This is a genomic window from Bradyrhizobium cosmicum, assembly GCF_032290525.1.
Taxonomy (GTDB): domain Bacteria; phylum Pseudomonadota; class Alphaproteobacteria; order Rhizobiales; family Xanthobacteraceae; genus Bradyrhizobium; species Bradyrhizobium cosmicum_A.
Genome location: NZ_JASXTA010000110.1, coordinates 1 through 335, shown reverse-complemented (window position 1 = coordinate 335; position 335 = coordinate 1). Strand labels below are relative to the sequence as shown.

Here is a 335-nt window from a genome sequence, read left to right as displayed (position 1 = left end):
ACCTCCGCCATCTTCTGTTCGAACTCGGCGTCGCGATTTTCAAGATAATAGCGCACCTTGTGCGGCTTGATTTCCTCTCGACCGAGGATCTTGCACACCGTTCCCTGGACCAAATTGTCGAGGGCCGCCAGCGGGCCATCGGCCAGTGCTCGCTCGACACAGCGCTGCACCGTCTGATGATGGACCCCAAGTCTCTGGCCCACCGCGCAGAACGAAGGATTTTCCCGATACGCCAGCAGCATCTGCGCCCGCGACACCCGGCTCGCCAGTTCGATCCTCGACCGCGAAAGCGTCGTCAAGGTCGCTATCTCTTCATCACTCATTGCCAATTCGAC

At 59.4% G+C, this 335-nt stretch carries 1 pseudogene; it reads right to left on the bottom strand.

The features are described from left to right. Window positions 1-323 (bottom strand): annotated as a pseudogene (locus tag QSV46_RS39265) (hypothetical protein); the annotation flags it as partial. Window positions 324-335 lie beyond the last annotated feature (12 nt).